Source organism: Arthrobacter sp. H41 (assembly GCF_000520535.1).
Classification (GTDB): Bacteria; Actinomycetota; Actinomycetes; order Actinomycetales; family Micrococcaceae; genus Arthrobacter_D.
Map to the genome: position 1 here is coordinate 94,286 of NZ_KI914760.1, position 17,856 is coordinate 112,141.

The following is a 17,856-nucleotide window of genomic DNA, read 5'->3' on the forward strand; positions in this document are numbered from 1 at the left end:
CGGTCTGCTCCTCGCCGCCCGCCTCGGGGTGGGCAGCCCCACGATCGGGACGCAGGGAGGCTATGACCTGCTGTCGATCGCGGCAGTGGTCCTTGGCGGGACCCTGCTCGCGGGCGGAAAAGGCTCACTCATCGGGACGCTGGGCGGAGTGCTGATCTTCGCGATGATGGACAACATCATGAGCGTCCTGCAGATCAACCCCTTCCTCAAGGACGTGGTGCGCGGCGTCGTCATCGTGGTCGCGGTCGCCGTCTATGCGCGCCGCAGGAGGGTGGGCCGACCCGCGAGGTTCTCCGGCACGGATGCCGGGGCCGGACCGGCCGGAGGACCAGCTGGAGAACCTGGTACCCGGCAGGGGCCGCAGCCCAGCCATGAGGGCCGCGGAGTGAGCGCATGAGTGCCGGCCAGACGAACCGGGCGGCATCCGGAAGCACCCGGCAGGTTCTGCTCGCCCAGAACCGGTCCTCCCGGGGTGAACGCCTCCTGAGGTTCATCCGGACGCCGGGAGGCGCGGTGTTCGTGCTGCTCCTCGCGCTGCTGGCCGCCGTCATCGCCGCGAATCCGTCCTTCGGGGAGCCGGGCTCGCTCATCCGCTTCATCGGCCGCACCGCTCCCATCGCGATCGCCGCGATCGGGCAGTACTTCGTCATTGCCTCCGGCGAGTTCGACCTGTCCATGGGATCGGTCGTCACCGCGCAGGTGATCATCGCCGGGAACCTGATCGGACAGGATGAGAGCCGGGCCGTTCCCGTCCTGCTGCTGATGCTGGTCTTCGGAGCCTTCGTGGGGTTCGTCAACGGGTGCGTGACCACCTTGCTGAAGGTTCCGAGCTTCATCGTGACGCTCGGAACAATGCTCGCGCTGCTGGGCCTGGTGATGTACTGGACCGGCGGTGCAGCCACCGGCAATCCTGCCGACAGCTTCCGCCAGATCGGCCGCGGCGGCATCCGGGATGTCCCGCTGGTCGAGGTTCTTCCCTACCCCCTGCTCATCCTGGTGGGAATCGCGGCCACCGCCTTCTGGCTGATGCGCCGGCCCTTCGGCCGCGCACTCCTCGCCGCAGGTGACAATCCGCGGGCGGCGGCCCTTGCCGGGACTCCGGTGTGGTGGATCAAGACCCGGGCGTTCATGCTGTCCTCACTGGCTGCGACGGTGGCCGGCATCATCCTGGTCGGGTACGCGGGCGTCCACCCCTCCGTAGGGCGCGGCTACGAGTTCACGGCGATCACCGCCGTCGTGCTGGGCGGTGTGGTGCTTGGGGGTGGACGCGGCTGGGTGCTCTCGGCGGCGGCCGGTGCCTTCTCCCTTGAACTGCTCTTCACGCTGTTGAACTTCCTCGGCGTGGAATCGACGTGGCGCGACACCGTGCAGGGCCTGATCATCATCGTCGCCGTGGCAGTGGCAGCCCAGACCTGGCAGCGCAAGAGGCGCGGCGCTCCGCCGCCGACGCTCAAAATACCACCGACCCCACCAGGCACTACCGCTTGAGGCACCACCAGGCCCGCAGGGGCACTATGAGGGAGGAACACCATGCACAGGAAAGTACGAACCCGGATCACAGTGGTCGCGGCAACGTCGCTGCTGGCACTGACGGCATGCACCACCGATTCATCGATCGAGGACCCGCCGTCGGCGGAGGCAGCACCGGCTGCCACCGAGGCCGCACCTGCGGAAAGCAGCGACGAGTGGTTCGATCAGGCGGTCTATGACACCCAGGACGAGCAGCGGTCGGCAACCTTCGAGGGGGATCCCGCACAGCCCTATCTCCAGTACATCGACGGCGCGATGACCGACACCGCCGCCTTCGCCGCCGAGGGCCCGCAGAAGGTGTGCTTCGCCAATGCCTCGATCTCCAACCCGTGGCGGCAGACCGGCTGGATCACCATGAACGAACAGCTCAAGGCGCTGCAGGACTCGGGAGTGATTTCCGAGATGGAGACCCGCGACGCCCAGGACGACGACAACACGCAGATCTCCGACATCGACTACTTCATCAGCGAAGGAAACTGCGGCGCCTTCATCATCTCCCCGAACTCGACGGCTGCCCTGACTCCGGCGGTCGAACGTGCGTGCGAGACAGGCAAGCCCGTCGTCGTCTTCGACCGCGGTGTGGAGACCGACTGCGCCACCAGCTTCATCCACCCCATCGGTGGCTTCGCATGGGGCATCGACACCGCCGAGTTCCTTTCGGGCAAGCTCCAGGAAGGCGACAAGGTGGTGGCCCTTCGCATCCTGCCCGGAGTCGATGTCCTCGAGCAGCGGTGGGCCGCTGCAGAGCGGATCTTCGAGGAGAACGGCATCGAGGCAGTCGACTACTTCACCGGCGCCGACCCCACCGAGATCAAGAAGATCATCGCTGACGAGCTGGCTACCGGGGACGTGCAGGGCGTCTGGATGGACGCCGGCGACGGTGCCGTTGCCGCCATCGAGGCCTTCGAGGATGCAGGGGCCGATCTGCCCGTCATGACCGGTGAGGATGAGCTGAGCTTCCTGCGCAAATGGGAGGAGACGGGGATCGACGCCCTTGCGCCTGTCTACTCGAACTTCCAGTGGCGCACCCCGCTCCTGGCTCTCGAGAAGATCTTCAAGGGCGAGGAAGTTCCTGCCGAGTGGGTTCTGCCCCAGTCCCCCATCACCGAGGAGGACCGCGGCGAGTTCCTCGAGGCGAACGAGGGCATGCCGGACGGCCACTACGCCAAGTTCGGCGGCGAGGACCTGCCGGGCTACCCCACTGTGTGGCAGGAACGCCAGATCCCCTAGGGCTTCCGCTTCGATAACAGGCACCAACGAGATGAAAGGAGTGAAGCAGGCCGTGGAACGAGTAATCGGCATCAACACGTGGGTGTGGGAATCGCCCCTCACCGACACCGGCCTGCTTCCGCTCCTCACCAGGATCGCGGGCATGGGCTTCGACGCAGTGGAACTGCCCCTCGAGAATGCCGGCGACCTCACGGCCTCCGCAGTCCAGGACGCGCTCGCGGCAACCGGCCTCACACCGTATGTCGTCGGTGCCATGGCTCCCGGGCGGGACCTCGTCGCCGCCGACGCCGGAACCATCCGGTCCACCCAGGAGTATCTCGGCGCGTGTATCCGGCTTGCCTCCGACATCGGCGCTACAGCCGTCTGCGGCCCGTTCTACTCGGCCACCGGCCGCCTCTGGCGCATGGACGACGGCGAGCGCGAGCGCGCGTACGCGGACCTCCGGGAAAACCTCGAGCCGTTGGCGAGGCAGGCGCTGGAGAGCGGCGTCGTGCTGGGAATCGAACCCCTGAACCGTTATGAGACCTCCCTGCTGAACACGGTGGGGCAGGCACTTGCCGCCCTGGGCCCGCTCCTCGGCAACGGCGTGGGGCTCGCGCTCGATACCTATCACCTGAATATCGAGGAGCGGTCCTCGGCCGACGCCATCCGGCAGGCAGCCACGCACCTGGTCCACGTCCAGGTGTGTGGAAATGATCGCGGCGCACCCGGCGGGGACTCGACCGACTGGCGAGGAATCTTCTCGGCGCTCGAGGACGTGGACTACACCGGCCCACTGAACATTGAAAGCTTCACCTCTACCAACGCAAGCATCGCCACGGCAGCGTCGATCTGGCGTCCGCTGGCGGTAACCCAGGACCGGCTGGCCGAGGACGGGCTCGCGTTCCTGCGACGCGCGTCGGCGAGCCCTGATGAAGGACATCCCCTATGACCACCACTCCCCGGGGGCCCGCAGCGGCTTCCAGCCCTGCCCCGGTTCCGCCCTCCCTGCCGCCCGCTTCCCCTTCGCGAACCCTCGGCGTTGCCGTCATCGGCTACTCCTTCATGGGCCGCGCGCATTCGAATGCCTGGCGGAACGTCAACGCCTTCTACGAGTCGCCCCGCGTCGAGCAGCGACTGCTGGTGGGGCGCGATGAGCACCAGCTGGTCCCGGCAGCGCAGCGGCTCGGCTGGGCCGGAACCGCGACGGACTGGCGATCGGCACTGGAACGCGACGATATCGACATCGTGGATATCTGCACCCCCGGGCACCTCCACGCCGAGATCGCAGTGGCAGCGCTCGAGGCGGGCAAGCATGTCCTCGTCGAGAAGCCCCTGGCGAACTCCGTGGCGGAGGCCGAAACCATGGTGGCGGCGGCCACGGCGGCCCGTGCCCGCGGAATCCAGTCGATGGTGGGCTTCAACTACCGGCGGCTACCCTCGCTGGCACTCGCGAGGGACCTCCTGGCCGCAGGCCGGGTGGGCGAGGTGCGCCAGGTCCGCGTGAGCTACCTACAGGACTGGCTCGCGGACGAGGACGCCCCGATGAGCTGGCGGCTCCGCCAGGAGACCGCCGGTTCCGGCGCCCTGGGGGACCTGGCGTCCCACGCCGTGGACCAGATCCAGTTCCTCCTCGGCACTACGGTCAAGGCTATCTCCGGGACGGTGAACACGTTCGTTCCCGAACGGGCGGGCGGTGCAGGAATGGAAGCTGTCACCGTCGACGACGCCGCCTGGGCGACCCTGCGCCTCGCCTCCGGCGCAGTGGCGAGCCTCGAAGTCTCCCGGTTCGCCACCGGACGGAGGAACGCACTGCAGATCGAGATCTACGGATCCCTCGGCTCCCTCCGGTTCGACCTCGAGCGGCTGAATGAGCTTCTCTACTTCGACGCCACAGCACCGGCCGAACTGCAGGGCTCGAGCCGGATCCTGGTGACCGAGGCGACACACCCCTACCTCCACGCCTGGTGGCCCACCGGCCACACGCTCGGGTGGGACCATACCTTCACCACCCAGGCCGCGGATTTCCTCACGGCGATAGCGTCCGGAACAGCCCCCCAGCCGTCCTTCGAGGACGGCCTGGGCGTGCAGCGGGTGCTCGCCGCCCTTCAGGACAGCGCGCGCGCGGGAAGTGCCGTCGTCGAGCTCGACCAGTCCAGCTGAACCAGCCCCCAGCCAAGAACACTTCGCCAGAACACCAAGGAGACCCAGTGCCCCACAGCACGCTGTCCGTCCAGCTGTACACCGTCCGGGACGCCATCGAGGCCGACCTCGACGCCGCGATCGACCGCATCGCCGCCATCGGCTTCCGCCAGGTGGAACCGTACGGCTTCACCTCCCGGACCGCCGACCTTGCTGCCGCGCTTCACCGCAACGGTCTCACCGCACCCTCCGGGCACGCTCCCCTGCTGTCCTCGGAGCAGGCCCCGATCTTCGAAGCCGCACGCACCCTCGGCATGACCACGGTGATCGACCCCTTCATCGATCCTTCCCGCTGGCTTTCCGAGGACGGCATCAGGGCCACGGCTGAAGCGCTGAACGCCGCCGCCGACGCCGCAGCCTCCTACGACCTCCGCGTGGGCTATCACAACCACTGGTTCGAGGTGGAAACCGACTTCGGCGGCCGCACCGGGCTGGAAGTGCTCAGCGCCCATCTCTCACCCGAGGTGGTCCTCGAGGTCGACACCTACTGGGTCACCGTCGGCGGGCAATCACCGGCCGGCCTTCTGGGGAAGCTCGGCGACCGCGTGAAGTTCATCCACGTCAAGGACGGTGATATTTCCCGGGACAACAAGGCGCAGGTCGCGGTGGGCTCCGGGAGGATGGACATCCCGGCCGTGCTGGCCGCCGCCTCGGCGGTGGAGACCTTCGTCGTTGAACTCGACGACAGTTCCGGGGATCTCTTCACCGCGCTCGAGGACAGCTACGCCTACCTCACCCGGGACGAAGCGTGAGGCAGGGCACCGGAGCGCGCACGAGCGGCCCGGTGGGCATCGGCATCATCGGAGCGGGGGTCATCAGCGAGCAGTACCTGACCAGCTTCGCCGCTTTTCCCGATGTGGCGGTCCATGTGATCGCGGACCTCTTCGAGGACGCCGCGAGAGCACGGGCCGCACAGTACGGAATTGCGGAGGCCGGTGGCATCGACGCGGCGTTGAACCACCCCGACGTCGAAATCCTCGTCAACCTGACTCCGCCCGCCGCCCACGTGCAGGTGGGTCTGGCGGCGATAGCAGCCGGGAAGCACGTGTGGTCCGAGAAGCCCTTCTCACTGGACCTCGACAGCGGCCGGGAACTGCTGCAGGCCGCCGACGACGCCGGGTTGCGGCTCGGGTGCGCACCTGACACCTTCCTGGGAGCCGGCCTGCAGACCGGGCTCCGGATGATCTCACGCGGCGACATCGGCACGCCCCTCACTGCGCTCACCCTGATGCAGAGCCCTGGACCGGAGGCCTGGCACCCCAACCCTGCCTTCCTCTTTCAGGAAGGAGCCGGTCCGCTGTTCGATATGGGTCCCTACTACCTCACGGCGCTCCTCCAGGCTTTCGGGTCCGTTGCCCAGGTGGCAGCGGTCGGCTCCAAGGCCAGGGCAACCCGCGTGATCGGGTCGGGGCCGCGGTCCGGCGAGGAGTTCGACGTGACGGTTCCCACCCATGTGGGAACCCTCCTGAAGTTCCGGGAAGGAGCCTCCGGCCAAAGCGTCTTCAGCTTCGACTCCCCGCTGGTCCGCCAGAGCTTCCTCGAGATCACCGGCACCGAGGCCACCATCGCCTTCCCGGATCCCAATCGGTTCGACGGAGACATCCGGCTCAGGCGCACGGGTTCAACGGAGGAGGAGACGGTGGGGTCCGTCGGCTCGACCTGGGGCCGGGGGGTCGGAGTCCTCGAGATGGCCCGTGCCATCCGCGCCGGTATTCCGCACCGTGCCCAGGGCCTCGCCGCCTTCCATGTGCTCGACGTTCTGGTGGCCATTTCGGAATCGGTCGGTACTGCAGCCTTCGTCGACGTGGCCAGCACCGCGGAAGCAGCCCCGCCGCTGGACGAGGACTGGGACCCGACAGCATTCACGCTCTCCTAACGAATAAGGAAAATCATGGGACGCAACTACACCCTGTTCACCGGCCAGTGGGCCGACCTCCCGTTCGAGAAAGTCGCCGAACTTGCCGGCCGGTGGGGCTACGACGGCCTGGAGATCGCCGTGTCCGGAGATCACCTCGACGCATGGCGGTGGGACGACGACGCCTACATCCAGGACCACCTCGACATCCTGGAGCGCAATAACCTGAAGGTGTGGGCCATCTCCAACCACCTCAAGGGTCAGGCGGTGTGCGATGATCCGATCGACTTCCGGCACGAGGCCATCGTGGGACCGAAAGTGTGGGGGGACGGCGACCCCGAGGGTGTCCGCGGGCGCGCCGCGGAGGAGATGAAGCTGACCGCACGCCTCGCACAGAAGCTGGGCGTGGACACCGTGGTCGGCTTCACCGGATCCTCCATCTGGCAGTACGTCGCCATGTTCCCACCCGTCCCCGCGCAGATGATCGACGCCGGCTACCAGGACTTCGCCGACCGCTGGAACCCCATCCTCGACGTGTTCGACGAGTGCGGGGTCCGTTTCGCCCACGAAGTCCATCCCTCGGAGATCGCCTACGACTACTGGTCCACCCAGCGCGCCCTGGAGGCGGTGGGGCACCGCCCGGCATTCGGCCTGAACTGGGATCCCAGTCATTTCCTCTGGCAGCAGATCGATCCGGTGGCGTTCATCTCCGACTTCGCCGACCGCATCTACCACGTGGACTGCAAGGACACGAAGATGCGCATGGGCGGCGGCCGGAACGGCATCCTCTCCTCACACCTACCCTGGGGGGACCCGCGCCGCGGCTGGGACTTCGTCTCGACCGGGCGGGGAGATGTGCCCTGGGAGGACAGCTTCCGCGCACTCACCGCGATCGGCTATGACGGCCCGATCTCCGTTGAATGGGAGGACGCCGGAATGGACCGCCTGCAGGGAGCACCCGAAGCGCTGGCCTTCCTCAAGCGGTTCGACTTCGCCCCGTCGGGCACCTCGTTCGACGCCGCCTTCACGCAGTAGGGGGCTCGCCGGTCGCCGTAACGCCCGCGAAACCTCCCGCGGGTAGCCTTGGCATCATGCGCGAACTGCAGGCGATCATCATCGGGGAACTGGGCGTCCTGCCCACCATCGACCCCACTGCCGAGATCCGGAAACGCGTCGGATTCCTTCGGGACTACGCGCGGGCCACCGGCACCCGTGGCTTCGTGCTCGGCGTCAGCGGCGGGCTGGACTCCACCCTCGCCGGTAAACTCGCGCAGCTCGCCGTCGACGAACTGCGCTCCGAGGGTGCCGATGCCGATTTCATCGCCATGCGCTTGCCCTACCGCGTGCAGCAGGACGAGGACGACGCCCAGGAGGCGCTCGCCTTCATCGGGCCGCGAACCTCCCTGACCTACAACGTGGCTCCGGCAGTCGACGGATTCCAGGCAGAATTCGCCCGGGCGACCGGCGAGAGCATCGCCGACTTCACCAAGGGCAACACGAAGGCCCGGGCCCGCATGGTGGCCCAGTACGCCGTGGCCGGTCAGCACAACCTGCTCGTCGTCGGCACCGATCACGGCGCCGAATCGGTCACCGGCTTCTTCACGAAGTTCGGTGACGGCGGAGCGGATATCCTCCCCCTGTCCGGGCTCAACAAACGGCAGAACCGGGCCCTGCTCCGCGAGCTCGGCGCGAGCCCCGCGCTCTACGACAAGGTACCTACGGCCGACCTCCTCGACGAACTGCCCGGCCGGGCGGACGAATCCGAGCTGGGGCTCACCTACGACCAGATCGACGACTACCTCGAGGGCCGGGACGTCGGGGAGTCAGCGGCAGAGGCGATCGAGCGCAGGTATTGGACCACACGCCACAAGCGGACGGTACCGGTGACTCTCCTCGATTCCTGGTGGAAGTCCCCGGGGCCCGCGTTGGTAACGTAGAACCCGTGAAGATCGCCACCTGGAACGTCAATTCCCTCCGTGCCCGCACCGACCGCGTCGAGGCCTGGCTGAAGCGCTCGGACGCCGATGTCCTCGCCATCCAGGAAACGAAGTGCAAGGACGAGAACTTTCCGTGGGAGATGTTCGAGAACGCCGGCTACGAGGTGGCGCACTTCGGGCTGAGCCAGTGGAACGGCGTCGCGATCGCCTCGCGGGTGGGGCTCGACGACGTGACCCGCACCTTCGAGGACCAGCCCGCCTTCGGGAAGCCCGGCGTCGAGCCCGTGCAGGAAGCCCGCGCCATTGCCGCGACCTGCAACGGGGTGCGTGTCTGGAGCCTCTATGTCCCCAACGGACGCGCCCTCGACGATCCGCACATGCCCTACAAGATCTCCTGGCTCGACACGCTCCGCGGGCACGCCGCCCAGTGGCTTGTGGACGACCCCGGGGCGCAGCTCGCGCTGATGGGTGACTGGAACATCGCGCCTCAGGACGAGGACGTGTGGGACATCGACCTCTTCGTCAATGGCGGCTACACCCACGTCAGCCCGCCGGAGCGTGCCGCGTTCCAGGCATTCCTCGATGCCGGCTTCAGCGACCTCGCCCGTCCCTTCACCCCCGGGCCGGGCCTGTACACCTACTGGGACTACACCCAGTTGCGGTTCCCGAAGAAGGAGGGCATGAGGATCGACTTCGTGCTCGGTTCCCCGGCCCTGGCGTCACGCGTCACCGGTGCATCGGTGGACCGCGAGGAACGCAAGGGCAAGGGAGCCTCGGACCATGCGCCGGTGATCGTGGAACTCGGGGACTCATGACGCAGCCGAAATCGGCGGGGACCCTGATGCCCTTTCCCTATGTCTCCTTCCTCCGGGTCTACGAACCGCTGGACGCCTTCAGCGATGCCCAGCAGCTCAGCATCCTCGGGCAGCGGTCGCGGGAACGGCGCGTCACCGAGGAACTCGATCGGCAGCAATCGCTCCGGCGGATGCTGCGCACGGTCTCGGATCCCTTCCCGCACCATGAGACGGACCTCGTGCGGGTTCTCCACTACCCCATGGTGAGCGGGACCACGGCGCCCTACTACTGCCCCAACCAGCTCGCCGTCCGCACCACCCTGGCTGCCGAATCGCTCGACTCCAGCCTCCGTGGGCCGCTCGTCGACGTGCTGGTGCCGGAAGCCGCGCGTGAAGCCCAGCAGGCACGACTCGATCCCGACACCTTTGCTGATTCGGTGGCCAAGCTGCATACCCGGTCGGCCACGTGGGGCGTACCGTTCGCGTGGTTCGTGCTCATCCATGAGGACGACCTCACCGAGGTCATCGAGGACGGCAGCAAGGTCAGCACCGTGCGCATCTCGGTGCGGATCAACGAGTGCATCGACCGCGGGCGCAGGGCGGTGGCGCAACTGGCTGTCGGTGCTCCCGAGCTCGACCTCCTCGAGGAACTGACGGAGCTTCTCGAGTGGCTCGAGATTTTCCGGCGGGACGCCGTGGTGGAGGTGGACTACGGGCCGGTGGCCGATCGCGTCTTCCCTGACGAGTCACCCCTCGACGTGCGGCTGGGTATCGAGAGCCTTGCGGAGGCCGACATGACGGGTGCTGCGGCGTCATACCGGCGCCTCGCCTCGCGGTGGATCCCCATCCGCCAGCTCGCCCGGGCTTCGTGAAGCTGGCCTTTCAGGATCACAGCCCGGGCCTCGGCGGCCCGGTTGAGTTTCGCGCAACGAGCAGGTGGGGCTGGACCAACGGATTCTCCACCGCCGGTCCTCCCGCCAGTTCGTCGAGCAGCAGCCCGGCCGCGTAGGCGCCCTGCTCCTCGGGCCGCTGCGCAATGGTGGTGAGCCCCATGGGTTCGGCGAATTCGTGGTCGTCGATGCCCATGATGGAGAGTTCACCGGGGACGGCGATGCCGCGCTCCTGCGCCGCCATGAGCGCACCGAAAGCCATTTCGTCCGAGGAGCAGAGGATTGCGGTGGGACGGTCAAGGGCGTTGTCGAGCAGTGTTCCGGCAGCGGTTTTGCCATCAAGGAACCGGAAATTCCCCTTGGCGTCCCACTGCGGGCGGACGGCCAGCCCGTGCCTGTGCATGGTGCGGTCGAATGCTTCCTCGCGGATGCGGGGAACCTCGAACTCGATGCCGTACGAATCCCCTCCGCGCAGATGGGCGATACGCGTGTGGCCGAGGGCTATGAGGTACTCCGCGGCGTCGGTCATCGCGGCGTCGTCGTCGATGCTGACGTCCCGCATCCCCTGCACCGTCCCACCGACCACCACGCTCGGGGAATCGAGATCCTGCAGTGCACGGCGCTCGTCGGGGGTCAGCGCCATACACATGACCAGCAGGGCGTCGATGCGCTTGCGCAGGATGGAGCGGGAGAAAACCCGCTCGCGATTCACCCCGGTGCCCCCGAGACTGAAGACGATGAGGTCGTACCCTGCGGCCCTGAGCCGGCGGTCCACGCCGTCGAGCATGGCCGAGAAGTACCAGCGGTCCACCAGCGGGAGCAGCACTCCCATGGCCATGGTGCGGCCGGAGGCGAGGCCTGAAGCGGCCGACGACGGCACGTATCCCAGCCGGCTCGCCGTGCGTTCCACCCGGGCACGGGTGCCCGGGGAAACCCCGGGCAGCCCGCGTAATGCGCGCGACACCGTTGCTGTGGAGACACCCACCGACCGGGCGACGTCGTCGATGCTTGTCATGGTCAGCCCTTGAGGCCACCCGCCAGCAGTCCCCGGACGAAGTACCGCTGCAGGCCGAAGAACACCGCGAGCGGCACGATGATCGAGACGAAGGCACCGGCGGTGAGCCGCTGCCACTCGCCCCCGCGTGAACCCTGGAGCTCGGCGAGACGCTGGGTGATGGGCGCGACGTCGGCCCCTCCTCCCGAGAACACCAGGGCCACCAGGAGGTCGTTCCACAGCCACAGGAACTGGAAGATGCCGAACGAGGCAAGCGCCGGCGTCGCAAGCGGCACGATGATGCGCCAGAAGATGGTGCTGTGTCCCGCGCCATCGACGCGCGCGGCCTCGATCACCTCACCCGGGATCTCGGCGATGAAGTTGTGCAGCAGGAAGATCGCCAACGGCAGCCCGAAGATGGTGTGGGCCACCCAGAGTTGCGCATATGTGCCGCTCGGCAGGAGCTGGAAGTCCCCGATTGCAAGAACCTGGTTGAACAGCTGAAGGAGCGGGATGAGCGCCATCTGCAGCGGGACGATCTGGAGGGCGAAGACGAAGATGAACAGGCTGTCCTTGCCCTTGAACCTCCCCCAGGCGAACATGTAGGCGGCCATCGCACCGAGCACCAGGGTGAAGATGGTTCCGGGGACCACGATGGCGAGCGAGTTGACGAAGTAGGACAGCAGGTTGGGCGACTGGCTGCCGCCGGGGCTGAGGACATCCTCGTAGTTGGCGAGGGTGAACTCGAAATCGGTGAAGACGTTCCACCATCCGTTGCCCTTGATGTTCGCTTCCGGGCGGAACGACGAGACGAACAATCCAAAGGTGGGGATGGTCCAGATGACCGCGATGAGGACGGCGGCGATCGTTGCTCCGCGTGAGGTCAGCCGCTGCTTGACGCGGCGCTGGATAGGCGGCCGGTCGTCCGACTTCTCCTTCAATTCGGGGAAGACGTCCTTGGTGTTCTCTGCCGGGATGGTGCTCATCGGATTTCCTTCTGCTTGCGGAGCAGCCGGGCGTTGAAGACAACGATGGGCAGCACCATCAGGAACAGGATCAGGGCGAGTGCGGCGCCCCTGCCGGGCTCACCCGCACGGAACGCCTGGGTGTACATCTCGTTGGCCACCACCGATGTCTCGTACTGGCCGGCAGTCATGGTGCGCACGATGTCGAAGACCTTCAGAGTTCCGATGGTGATGGTGGTGACCACCACGATCAGGGATCCGCGGATGGTGGGGATGGTGACGTTGCGGAACTGCTGCCAGGCGCTGGCACCGTCGAGGCGTGCGGCTTCCACGATCTCCGTGGGGATTCCCTTGATGGCAGCCGAGAGGACCACCATCGCGAAACCGGTCTGAATCCAGATCATGACGGCGATCAGGAAGAACGTGTTCTCCGGAGCATCGAGGAGGAACTGCTTCGGCTCCTGACCGAGCCACACGAGAATCTGGTTGAAGAGGCCGATCTGGTCCTGTTCGGCACCCTTGTAGGCATACACGAACCGCCAGATGACGCCCGCTCCCACGAACGAGATGGCCATCGGCATGAAGACGAGCGCCTTGAGGGTCTTCTCACCGCGGGCCTTGTCGATGAACACTGCATAGGCGAGGCCGATGGCCGACGCGAGCGAGGGCACGACCACCACCCAGATGACGGTGTTGCGCAGCGTGATGAGAGCCTCCGGCTGCGTGAACATCCAGACGTAGTTGTCGAGGCCCACGAACGCACCGGTCCGGTCCGTGAAGGAAAGATACGAGGTCTGCAGCGCCGGGAGTACCAGGCCCACGGCCAGGAGGATCAGCGCCGGGGCGAGGAACCCGGCGATCTGGATCTTTTCCCGCGACGATTTCGGTGCACGGTCCACCACGAGCATGACCAGACCGATGATGGCGGCGAAGGCCGCCAGGCCCACCACCACCTGTAAACCTTTTTCTGCTAGATCTTCCACAGCCCAGCCTCCTTGGTGCGCAGTAGGAAAGGAACGGTTGACGGGCAGGAACGCCGCCGGCTGCTTCCCTTGGGGAAACCGCCGACGGCGTTACTGCGACTCGGGTCAGGAGGAGGGCCAGCTGTCCTCTACGGCATCGGTGACTTCCTCGGTGGAGGAGCCGTTGATCCAGTTGACGATGCCGCTCCAGAAGGAGTTGGCACCGACGGCACCCGGCATCAGGTCGGATCCGTCGAAGCGGAAGACCGTTTCAGGGTCCTGCAGCAGCTCGATCGACTGGCGGTCGAGGTCCGACGTCGCCAGCTCGGGATCGAGCCCCGTGTTGGCGCTGATGGCTCCACCCTGCTCGACGCGGGCGTTGGCGAACTCGGAGCTCGCCAGGTAGGCCTGAAGGGCCTGGACCTCGGGGCGGTCGGCGTAGGCACCGATCATCTCCCCACCACCGGTGATGGCGGTACCGGCAGAAGCATCCACCGGAGGCGTCATGAATGCCCAGACGTCACCGTCCTCGGCGACGTTGGTTCCCTCGGGCCAGTTCACGGCCTGGAAGGAAGCCTGGTGGTGCATGGCGCAGGTGCCGTCGAGCACGGGCTGACCGGCTTCGGCAAACGCCGTCGACAGGATGGAGCGCGAGTCCCCGAAACCGCCGTTGACGTAGTCGTCGTTCTTGAGGATTTCGCCCACCTTGTCGAAGGATTCGACGATCCGTGGGTCGTTGAAGGGAATCTCGTGGGCAACCCACTGATCGTAGACCTCGGGGCCGTGATCGCGGAGGACTGCGTCCTCCACCCAGTCGGTGCCCGGCCAGCCGGTCGCTTCACCGGACTCGAACCCCGCGCACCAGGGCTTCATCTCTTCCTCTTCGCTGGCGATCTTCTCCGTCAGCTCCTGCATCTCGTCCCAGGTGGCCGGGATCTCCCAGCCCTTCTCCTCGAAGGTAGCCGGGACGTACCAGACGTACCCCTTGATGTTGGCGAGCATGGGGGCGGCGTAGAAGGTGCCATCGACGGTGCCGTACTTCTTCCAGTCCTCCGACCAGCCCTCGTCGACGAGGTCCGAGACTTCGGCGGGCGCCGGCTTCAGGAAACCGGCACGTGCCTGGGCTGCGAGCAGACCCGGCTGCGGGAAGATCGCGAGATCCGGAGCAGTGCCGCCCTGCGCGCGGACACCGATCTGCGTCTCGAATTCCTTCGAACCCTCGTACACGACCTCGATGCCGGTGCACTCAGCGAAATCGAGCCATGAGTTCTCGAGCCTCTCGGCTTCGATGTCCACGATCGTGGAGTACACGCTGACCTCGGTGTCTTCGTGCTGTCCGTAGGACTCGTACAGGGCGCAGTCCGCGTCGCCGGATCCGCCGGCTTCTTCGGATCCGCCGGAACCGCAGGCGGAAAGGGCAAGTGTGAGAACGCTCAGCGCTGCTACCGGCAGCACTGCTTTCTTCGAGCGGATAATCGCCATTAAAATAGACTCCTTCGTCTGACGGCACGCACCTGGTTCTCCCCGGCCTCGAAAGAATGGGACCAAACCGTGCCGCCGCCTCACCAGATTGATATCCTTGAGAGTAAGCGCTTACGTAGATCGCGACAACCGGAATGGCATCCGGACCTCCGGTTGATACCGAATTGTGATTTACGCCATAGTTTTCCGCGTCCCGCAGCATGCCGCCCTGCACCACGAAATCCCGCAAGGAGACCCCATGAGCAGCACCACCCCGGCTGGAACAGCGACATTCGGTGAGACAGCCACCGGCCAGCACCCCTGGTGGGCGGACGCCGTGATCTACCAGATCTACCCGCGCTCCTTCGCCGACGGCAACGGCGACGGCATGGGCGACCTCCCCGGGATCCGCTCCCGGCTGCCGTACCTGGCGAACCTCGGCGTCAACGCCGTCTGGCTGTCGCCGTTCTATGTGTCGCCGCAGGCTGACGCGGGCTACGACGTCGCCGACTACCGTGCAGTGGACCCGAGGTTCGGCACGCTGGCCGATTTCGATGCGATGCTGGCCGAAGCGCATTCCCTGGACCTCAAGGTGATCGTAGACCTCGTTCCCAACCACACCTCCGATGAGCATGAATGGTTCCAGGCAGCACTTCCCTCGCAGCCGCACTCCGCGGAGCGGCAGCGCTATATGTTCCGTGAGGGGTCAGGGCCCGACGGCTCGCTGCCACCCAACAACTGGCAGTCCATCTTCGGCGGCAACGCCTGGACGCGCGTGGCGGACGGCCAGTGGTATCTGCACCTCTTCGACACCAAGCAGCCCGACCTGAACTGGGAGAACCCCGAAGTCCGTGAGGAGATGGTGTCGGTCCTCCGGTTCTGGCTCGACCGGGGCGTCGACGGTTTCCGGATCGACGTGGCCCACGGTCTGGTGAAGGCCGAGGGCCTCCCCGACTGGTCCGAACGCGCCAGCATGGTGGAGGGCCGGGAGCATTCCCCAGGGGTGGAGGACACAGGCGCCGAGGACGCCGACATCACCGGGCTCGAGACGGAGCCCACGCCGCCGTACTTCGACCAGCCCGGCGTCCACGCCATCTACCGGGAGTGGAACAGCGTCCTCTCGGAGTACGAGGGGAACCGCATGCTGGTGGCCGAGGCGTGGGTCGAACCCGCCGAGCGGTTGTTCCACTACGTCCGGAAGGACGAGATGCAGCAGGCCTTCAACTTCGGGTTCCTGCTGGCGGGATGGAATGCAGCTCGCCTCCAGGCGAGCATCGAGGAATCACTGCTGGAAGCCGGGAAAGTTGGCGCCCCCAGCACCTGGGTCCTGTCCAACCACGACACCGTGCGGCACACGAGCCGCTTCGGGCTGAGCGATCCGACAACCTTCCCGAAAGGCCTCAGCGCCGACGACGAACAGCCGGACGAAGCCCTCGGGCTGGCACGCGGCAGGGCCGCCGCCCTGGTGATGCTCGCTCTGCCGGGCTCCGCCTACCTCTACCAGGGCGACGAGCTGGGCCTTCCCGAGCACACCACCCTGCCGCACTCGGTCCGTGAGGACCCGGCGTTCTTCCGGACGGGCGGGGTGGAGCGCGGCAGGGACGGTTGCCGCGTTCCCCTTCCGTGGACGGCGGCGTCTCCGGGATTCGGCTTCGGGAACTACCCGGAGGGGAACAGCGGACCGAACGACGACGGCGCCCGCCCCTGGCTCCCGCAGCCCGAATCCTTCGCCGCCTATGCGGCCGACCGCCAGGTGGGTGTCGCAGGCTCGACGTTCGAGTTGTACCGCAGGGCACTGGAGCTGCGGCGGGCGCACCGCCTCGGATCGGGAGCAGTCGAGTTCTCCGAGCTGAACGACCCGGCCCGGGGCGTGCTGTCCTTCCGTAACGGGGACGTGCTCGTCGTCGCCAATATGGGCGGGGCGCCGGTGAAACTACCTGCCGGCTACGGCATGCTGGCGGCCAGCACTTCCGACGCCATTCGGGGCGCTGCCGGCGTTCTCGCTCCGGATACCTCCGCATGGCTTCGCATGGTTCCGAACGGATCGACAGGACGCTAGCTGACCCGTTCCGTCCGGGTGAAGCGCGAGCGTGCCCCGGAGCTGATGCTGATCAGCACCGGGGTCCGCTGCCCCGCCACGAGGTCCAGCGCCTCGATCAGTTCGGTCGTTACCGCCGTGATCGCGTAGGGCGAGACCCCTTTGCGGGGGAAAAGCCGTACTTTCAGCGCCGGTCCTCCACGGAAGTCCCACGTGGTGACCACGGCATTGGTCAGGTCGTTCCGCTCCAGCAGGGCGGCCCTCAATGCCTGTTCGGCAGCACCGGCGGTGAGCGTGACGGAGCCCGGGGCGTCGTCATTCGCTGGTCCGGGCGTGTAGGCGAAGACGCCGGTCCGGCCCCTTCCCTGCGCCGCGATCCAGACGGTCCCCAGGACCGCAACGAGCAGGAGCGCCGCTGCCAGCACGATCCACAGCCAGGAGTCACTCTGTCCGTCCAGGGTGGTTCCCTGTCGGATCCGATCGATCTGGATCCCGGCCTGCAGGGTGGATGCCTGCCACGGCCCGGCGAAGCCTGGGGCGTATGCCAGTGCAGCACCACAGGTTCCCGCAAGCATCAGCACCAGGCCGCAAAGCCCGAGAAGGATCCGGTTGAGTGCCCTCGGCGTGCTGTTCACTGTCCGATCACTCCCGACGGCGCGATCCTTACCCGCACCACCGGCAGTGGCTCCACCGAGGCGTGCCGCAGGTCGTCCTCCACCGCGGACTGCACGCCTGCGGCATCGACCGGGATCCCGGAGGTGGGACGGACCTGGATATCGGCGGTTTTCCGCCCGACCGTCACCATCACCTGCTCCGGCGCGACGCCTGCCGCCTGCCGGGCTCTCCGTGCCAGCGCCGACGCGAGCACCTCGGCGTCGACCACCACGGCCGCCCGCCCACTGGGCACCACGTACCGGATGCGCCGGCCGGGCAGCACGGCAAGGAGGAACAGGGCGAGCCCGACGGCGAACAGCAGCAACGAACCCATCCCCAGAGCCGCCGGCTCAGCGCCGGCGGGG

The 17,856-nt window shown here is 67.0% G+C and carries 18 protein-coding genes; 12 read left to right on the forward strand and 6 right to left on the reverse strand.

What is annotated here, in order from left to right:
• The 11 genes from Y705_RS16735 to Y705_RS0102325 all read left to right on the forward strand — a co-directional run.
• Window positions 1–397 (forward strand): ABC transporter permease subunit (locus tag Y705_RS16735; protein ID WP_444826150.1); only part of this gene is annotated, 397 nt, incomplete at its 5' end.
• Window positions 394–1,488 carry an ABC transporter permease gene (locus Y705_RS16740; RefSeq protein WP_049822145.1) on the forward strand — a complete coding sequence of 365 codons (1,095 nt, stop codon included), beginning with the start codon at window positions 394–396 and terminating at the stop codon, window positions 1,486–1,488. The genes Y705_RS16735 and Y705_RS16740, both read left to right, overlap by 4 nt.
• A gap of 42 nt (window positions 1,489–1,530) precedes the next feature.
• On the forward strand, window positions 1,531–2,760 hold the full coding sequence (locus Y705_RS0102285) for a substrate-binding domain-containing protein (protein WP_026531683.1): 1,230 nt from the start codon (window positions 1,531–1,533) through the stop codon (window positions 2,758–2,760).
• 52 nt (window positions 2,761–2,812) lie between these two features.
• Window positions 2,813–3,691, forward strand: coding sequence for a sugar phosphate isomerase/epimerase family protein (locus Y705_RS0102290; protein WP_026531684.1), 879 nt, complete (start codon window positions 2,813–2,815; stop codon window positions 3,689–3,691).
• Window positions 3,688–4,902, forward strand: coding sequence for a Gfo/Idh/MocA family protein (locus Y705_RS0102295; RefSeq protein WP_081737705.1), 1,215 nt, complete (start codon window positions 3,688–3,690; stop codon window positions 4,900–4,902). The genes Y705_RS0102290 and Y705_RS0102295 overlap by 4 nt, the downstream gene beginning before the upstream one ends.
• A 47-nt stretch (window positions 4,903–4,949) precedes the next feature.
• A complete protein-coding gene (locus Y705_RS0102300) occupies window positions 4,950–5,693 on the forward strand; it encodes a sugar phosphate isomerase/epimerase family protein (RefSeq protein ID WP_026531686.1) in 744 nt (247 codons plus the stop codon).
• Window positions 5,690–6,817, forward strand: coding sequence for a Gfo/Idh/MocA family protein (locus Y705_RS0102305; protein WP_026531687.1), 1,128 nt, complete (start codon window positions 5,690–5,692; stop codon window positions 6,815–6,817). The genes Y705_RS0102300 and Y705_RS0102305 overlap by 4 nt, the downstream gene beginning before the upstream one ends.
• Window positions 6,818–6,832: 15 nt before the next feature.
• Complete coding sequence (locus tag Y705_RS0102310) at window positions 6,833–7,831, forward strand: sugar phosphate isomerase/epimerase family protein (RefSeq protein WP_026531688.1); 999 nt, start codon at window positions 6,833–6,835, stop codon at window positions 7,829–7,831.
• A gap of 56 nt (window positions 7,832–7,887) precedes the next feature.
• Window positions 7,888–8,733 carry an ammonia-dependent NAD(+) synthetase gene (gene nadE, locus Y705_RS0102315; RefSeq protein ID WP_026531689.1) on the forward strand — a complete coding sequence of 282 codons (846 nt, stop codon included), beginning with the start codon at window positions 7,888–7,890 and terminating at the stop codon, window positions 8,731–8,733.
• A gap of 5 nt (window positions 8,734–8,738) precedes the next feature.
• Window positions 8,739–9,548, forward strand: a complete 810-nt coding sequence (locus Y705_RS0102320; RefSeq protein ID WP_026531690.1) for an exodeoxyribonuclease III — start codon at window positions 8,739–8,741, stop codon at window positions 9,546–9,548.
• A complete protein-coding gene (locus Y705_RS0102325; RefSeq protein ID WP_173401037.1) occupies window positions 9,545–10,399 on the forward strand; it encodes a DUF8083 family protein in 855 nt (284 codons plus the stop codon). Before Y705_RS0102320 ends, Y705_RS0102325 begins: the two co-directional genes overlap by 4 nt.
• A gap of 16 nt (window positions 10,400–10,415) precedes the next feature.
• Here the strand turns inward: Y705_RS0102325 and Y705_RS0102330 are convergent, their stop codons facing one another.
• The 4 genes from Y705_RS0102330 to Y705_RS0102345 all read right to left on the reverse strand — a co-directional run bounded on the left by Y705_RS0102330 (window position 10,416) and on the right by Y705_RS0102345 (window position 14,820).
• On the reverse strand, window positions 10,416–11,432 hold the full coding sequence (locus Y705_RS0102330; protein ID WP_026531692.1) for a LacI family DNA-binding transcriptional regulator: 1,017 nt from the start codon (window positions 11,430–11,432) through the stop codon (window positions 10,416–10,418).
• 2 nt (window positions 11,433–11,434) lie between these two features.
• Window positions 11,435–12,397 carry a carbohydrate ABC transporter permease gene (locus tag Y705_RS0102335; RefSeq protein WP_026531693.1) on the reverse strand — a complete coding sequence of 321 codons (963 nt, stop codon included), beginning with the start codon at window positions 12,395–12,397 and terminating at the stop codon, window positions 11,435–11,437.
• On the reverse strand, window positions 12,394–13,359 hold the full coding sequence (locus Y705_RS0102340; RefSeq protein WP_026531694.1) for a carbohydrate ABC transporter permease: 966 nt from the start codon (window positions 13,357–13,359) through the stop codon (window positions 12,394–12,396). Before Y705_RS0102340 ends, Y705_RS0102335 begins: the two co-directional genes overlap by 4 nt.
• A gap of 105 nt (window positions 13,360–13,464) precedes the next feature.
• Complete coding sequence (locus tag Y705_RS0102345) at window positions 13,465–14,820, reverse strand: ABC transporter substrate-binding protein (protein WP_026531695.1); 1,356 nt, start codon at window positions 14,818–14,820, stop codon at window positions 13,465–13,467.
• A gap of 238 nt (window positions 14,821–15,058) precedes the next feature.
• Here Y705_RS0102345 and Y705_RS0102350 point away from each other — a divergent pair, with 238 nt between their 5' ends.
• A complete protein-coding gene (locus Y705_RS0102350; RefSeq protein ID WP_026531696.1) occupies window positions 15,059–16,858 on the forward strand; it encodes a glycoside hydrolase family 13 protein in 1,800 nt (599 codons plus the stop codon).
• Here Y705_RS0102350 and Y705_RS0102355 read toward each other — a convergent pair.
• Together Y705_RS0102355 and Y705_RS16745 are read right to left on the reverse strand one after the other, a co-directional pair.
• Window positions 16,855–17,472, reverse strand: a complete 618-nt coding sequence (locus Y705_RS0102355; RefSeq protein ID WP_026531697.1) for a hypothetical protein — start codon at window positions 17,470–17,472, stop codon at window positions 16,855–16,857. The genes Y705_RS0102350 and Y705_RS0102355 overlap by 4 nt on opposite strands.
• A partial coding sequence (locus Y705_RS16745; RefSeq protein ID WP_216698712.1) for a DUF6286 domain-containing protein occupies window positions 17,469–17,856 on the reverse strand: 388 nt, incomplete at its 5' end. The genes Y705_RS0102355 and Y705_RS16745, both read right to left, overlap by 4 nt.